This is a genomic window from Enterobacteriaceae endosymbiont of Plateumaris consimilis (genome assembly GCF_012563145.1).
Taxonomy (GTDB): domain Bacteria; phylum Pseudomonadota; class Gammaproteobacteria; order Enterobacterales; family Enterobacteriaceae.
Map to the genome: position 1 here is coordinate 1 of NZ_CP046231.1, position 5136 is coordinate 5136.

A 5136-nucleotide genomic window follows, 5' to 3' on the forward strand; every position below is an offset into this window, starting at 1 on the left:
ATGAAAAAAATTTACAAAAACGGTCTAAAAAGAAAAATAATAATGAAAAATCTTTTTTATTTTTTTAAAAAATTTTTAATTTTATACATAACAAATTTTAAACATAAAAAAATATTAATTTTTAATTATCCATTAAAAATAATATTTATTATATTTTTTATTTTGATAAGTAATCAAAATATAATAGCTAATCAATTAAATGATCAAAAAAAAAATAATCATTTTAATAAAGAAAATTATGGAAAATCAAAAAAACATTTTCTTAAAAATCGTCAAAAAAACATTTTAAAAAATTTCCACAATAATATTTCAGATCTAAATGAAATAGAAAAAAAATTAGATAACAATTATTTACAAAAATATCAAAAACAATTTCAGCTTAATGAGAAAACAAATTATAACGAAAAGAATTTATTTAATTTTATATTACAAACAACAAATTTAATAAAAAACGGTTTTAACAATAAAGAAAGAATTATTGACTTTTTAAAAGATAGTTTTTTAACTGTAATTAATGAAGAATTAAATAATCAGGTGAATACTAAAATAAAAGATATATTTGGATTATTTAATCTTAAAGGAAAAAGTTTAATTAGTTTAAATTTAGATGAAAATCTATCTTTAGATAATTCTGAAATTAAAATACTTTTATCTTTTTTTGAAAAAAGTGATTATTTGTTTTTTATTCAAAATGGCATTCATAAATCTGATAATAGAGATCAATTAAATATTGGTATTGGATTTCGTAAATTTAATAAAAATTATATGTTAGGTATAAATAATTTTTTAGATTATGATATTTTTCATGAAAATACAAGAACTAGTATTGGTATTGAATATTGGAAAGATTTTTTAAAAATAAGTGCAAACACTTATTTTAGATTGAGTGGATGGAATCATTTAGATCAAAAAAAAACATTTTTGTATGATATTAATGATCCTGTTGAAATAGATAAATTTTTCAATTATAATGAATATTATGAGAGACCTGCTAATGGATGGGATATAAAAGCAGAGGGATTTTTTCCTAAAATACCAGAAATAACTTTAAAATTTTCTTATGAAAGATATTATGGTAATATAGGTTTTAAAGAAAAAGATGTTAATCTTGAACATGAAAAATTATTTTCTCCATATATTTTTATAGCTGGAATATCTTATAGACCAATACCTGCATTAATTTTTTCAGCTGGAAAAACATTAACCTTATCTGGAGATACCAATAATAGTTTTGGTGTCAGTTTTGAATTCCAGTTTAGTATTCCTTGGAAAGATCAAATTCATCCTAATAAAGATAATGTAATTATTTCTTCTATAAAAAAAAATAAATATGATTTTGTAAATAGAAATGACAATATTACTTTAGAATATAGAAAAAGACATTTAATTAAATTAAAAGTATTAAAAAAAATTATTAATTATCCAGGAACTGAAAATTCATTATTTATAAAAATTGATATGATAAATTTTTTTAAAAATATTTTTTTTAGTAATCTTGAAGATTTTAATAAAAATGATGGTTATATTAAAAAAGATATAGGATATAATTACATATTAGTATTACCAAAATATAATTTTATAAACATTAATAAAAATCATTATGTAATTAAATTAACAGTTTTTGATGTTTATGATAATAAATCTATATCATATATAGATATTACTGTTTTAAGACCTAATGTAAATAAAAAATTTTCAACATTTACTGTTTTTCCTAAACAAATATTAGTTCATAGAGAATCTGCAAAACTTATTTTTGAAGCACGAGATATGAATAATAATATTATTGCTAATATGAAAAATATAGAATTTATAGTTAATGGAGGTATGCCTGATAAACATAATGTGCATATATCTAAAATAGTAGAAAATCCTAAAGGAACATATTCTGCAGAGATTACTAGTGAAACTACTGCAAATATTATATTTGCAGTAAAAGTAAATAAAAAAATTAATAAAAATTTACATGATTTTGTTAGTATAATAAATCCTTCAGCGGATAATATCCAAATTGTAACTAGTATATTTAAAGCTAAAGTTGGTGAAGCTATACCAATGACTATACTTGTTTTTGATAAAAAAGGTAGTAGATTAGGTAATGCTTCTGTGAGGATAGAAACAGTTTCTATTAGAGATCGTCAAGGAAAAATACGTAACGATTCTGGTCTATTACGTATTTTTAATTTAAGAACAAATAAATTATATGTTGGTAGAAAATTTTTATTTTATACAAATAGTTTTGGACAAATACCTATACGTATGTATGATCCAGAAGGTATTGGGGTAAAAACTGAAATAGATTTTATTGCTGATAATTATATAAGAAAAAGACTTTCTTTTATATATACAGTTAATACAAGTCCTGATACTGTTAATGCAAATATGTATGGTCATATGACAGATATTATAGAAGTAAATGGTGTTAAATTTTTCAGACCACCATTAATGCAAGAATTTAGAGGTGATGTTGTTCGTCATCATTTAAATGAAGATTGGGCAGCTTTAACATGGGATAATGCTGTATTTTATTGTAAAAATATTAAAAATGGAGAAGTTCCGGATAAATTTAAACTTGCTACTCTTTTAGCTGCACATCCTAGTGCTGATATTTTTGGTAATTTTGGTTGGCCTTTAACTAGAGATTTTGCAGAAGTTTGGAGTTCAAGCTGGATAATTCAAGCATATATTCCTAGACCTTTATATTATTATTATAATTTTGAAACAAAAGAAGAAGTTGAAGGTATTAATAGTTCTTCTTTTGCGGTTGTATGTCAAATTAAGTAATAATATTAGTATTATAATTTTTTATCAAAATTTAATAAAATTTTTAATTTTATTAAATTTTGATTTTTAGAAAAAAAATATTATTTTTATTAAAATATTATATAAATAAAAAATTTTATTATTTTTTTAATACTAAAAATTTTGTTTTATTATTTATTTTATTTGATAATGGATGAGTTTTTATTACATTTAAATTATAGAATTCAGCTGTTTCTCTATTTCCTATAGCAGCAAAATTTTCTGATTTAAATATAGATATTTTTTTTATTGCAGCAGCAGTACTTTTACAAAAATGTTTTTTCCATAGAGGGTATTGATTAATGAATAAACTACACTGTTTAAATGGTTCAGCATGACTGAAAATCTCACGAATATTATTAATATTACACTTCTTAGTATATGTAATTAAACAATGTTTAATAGATATTTCAAATTCATAATGAATTCTTAAAGAACTATTTTTTAATAAATTATTAACTTTAATTATTGTTCCTGAACAATTATTTTCTATAGGTACTACAGCAAAATTGATAATATTTTTTTCCATATAAAAAAACAATTCAGTAAAATTACTACAACTTATATTAAAAAATTTTTTTTTAAAAAAAAATTTTTTAATATAAGTTAATGTAGCGAAATAAGAATAAGTACCTTTAGGACCTAAAAAAGCAATACTTATTGTAGTATTGTTACTATTTCTATGTTGTCTTATATTACTATAAATATTTTTTAAATAATGTTTAAAATCATTAATAGTAATTATATTCAATAAAAAATTTTTTGAAAAATTAAAATTAAAATCAAAATATGTATTAATAATGTTATCCATAAATTATATAATAAAAAATTTTAAATGTTTCTAATAAAAATATCATAAAAAATAAAAAAATGAAATATTTTTATTTTTTAATATGTACAAAATCATTAATATCAATTGAACATTTCCATCCTGTTGCAAAAGAAACTTCCTGAAGTGATTTTTTTAAATTTTGCCTAAATTTCCATAATGTATTAATATTACTACCACAAAGTTTACGTAAAGTATGTACTTTATAAGATAAAGGAACAGTATGAGAACAATAAAAACAATGTATCCATTGTGATAATGATTTACCTTTTAATTTCATTCTTTCTTTTAAAGAAACCCCAGTCCACATTGCATCAGTAAAGAAATAAATTATTTTTTTATTTAAAATAATTATATTATCTTTTGTTTTTTCATTTCTATACCATTCATGTAATAAATGTCCCATATAAAAAAAATGTTCATTTCTGACTTCTATACCACATACAGATAATCGAACTAAACAGGATTTCAACCATTCATAATCACTTTTACCAGTTTTTCTATTTATAGATTTTAAAAAATTATGAGATTTAAATTTTACTTTTTCACCTAAAGGAACTTTTTTTAACCTATGCAAACATTCTAACCAAACATCCAAATCAGATTGATCTAAACTTTCACCTGTAAAACGTATGAAAATACCATTTAGAGTAGTTTTTAAAACATTTTTTTCATATTTTCTATTACCTTTTTTAATAACTCCAAAAAGTGAACTGCGTAACATTATATTAGGAATAGCTCTTTTATTATTTGAAACAATAGGCATTTTTTTAATAAAAAAACTTTTATTTTTATCTAAAAGATTAGAACTATCCCATAAATTTTTTTTTTCTTTCTCTAAAGGAGAAAGATTAGTATTACTTTTACTAATTAATTTATTAATTCTATTATGCAAAGATTTATACATTAACTATATTTGATAATTTAATTGATTTATAAAATTTACTATTATTTGTTTTAAAAAATAATTTTATTAAAAACAAATATCATTTTAACACACAAATATTATTTTATACAAATTAATCATAAATATCAAGTTTTATATTTTTTTATTTTAAAAAATATAAACTCGGGATAACAGGTAGCAAACTCGGGATAACAGGTAGCAAACTCGGGATAACAGGTAGCAAAACTCGGGATAACAGGTAGCAAAACTCGGGATAACAGGTAGCAAAACTCGGGATAACAGGTAGCAAAAAAATATAAAAAACAAAATAACTATTTGATTCTCAGGGGATTTATAAAAAAAAAAAAAATACATAATCTTTTATAATCTTTTATAATCTTATATAGAAAAGATATTTTTAATATAACAGTACATATGTAAATATTTTTGTTATATAATACTTGAAAAATATAAAAAAAAGGATATACTCATTTAAGTAAAAAACATAAAGAGGTATTATATAACAAAAATTTAAAAATATAAAATTACTATACATCTCATTTACATTGTATAAAAACACACATATAAAAACAATAATTGAAAACATCAAAATTACATA

3 protein-coding genes are annotated in these 5136 nt (G+C 20.4%); 1 reads left to right on the plus strand and 2 read right to left on the minus strand.

Going from position 1 to position 5136, the window contains the following annotated elements; all coding sequences use genetic code 11:
• Nucleotides 1–42: 42 nt before the first annotated feature.
• Nucleotides 43–2784, plus strand: coding sequence for an inverse autotransporter beta domain-containing protein (locus GJT81_RS02440; RefSeq protein ID WP_169785761.1), 2742 nt, complete (start codon nt 43–45; stop codon nt 2782–2784).
• A gap of 118 nt (nt 2785–2902) precedes the next feature.
• Here GJT81_RS02440 and GJT81_RS02445 read toward each other — a convergent pair whose 3' ends face one another.
• Both GJT81_RS02445 and trfA read right to left on the minus strand, forming a co-directional pair.
• Nucleotides 2903–3553, minus strand: a complete 651-nt coding sequence (locus tag GJT81_RS02445; RefSeq protein WP_169785762.1) for a prephenate dehydratase domain-containing protein — start codon at nt 3551–3553, stop codon at nt 2903–2905.
• A gap of 130 nt (nt 3554–3683) precedes the next feature.
• Nucleotides 3684–4538, minus strand: a complete 855-nt coding sequence (gene trfA, locus GJT81_RS02450; protein ID WP_169785763.1) for a plasmid replication initiator TrfA — start codon at nt 4536–4538, stop codon at nt 3684–3686.
• Nucleotides 4539–5136: the final 598 nt, after the last annotated feature.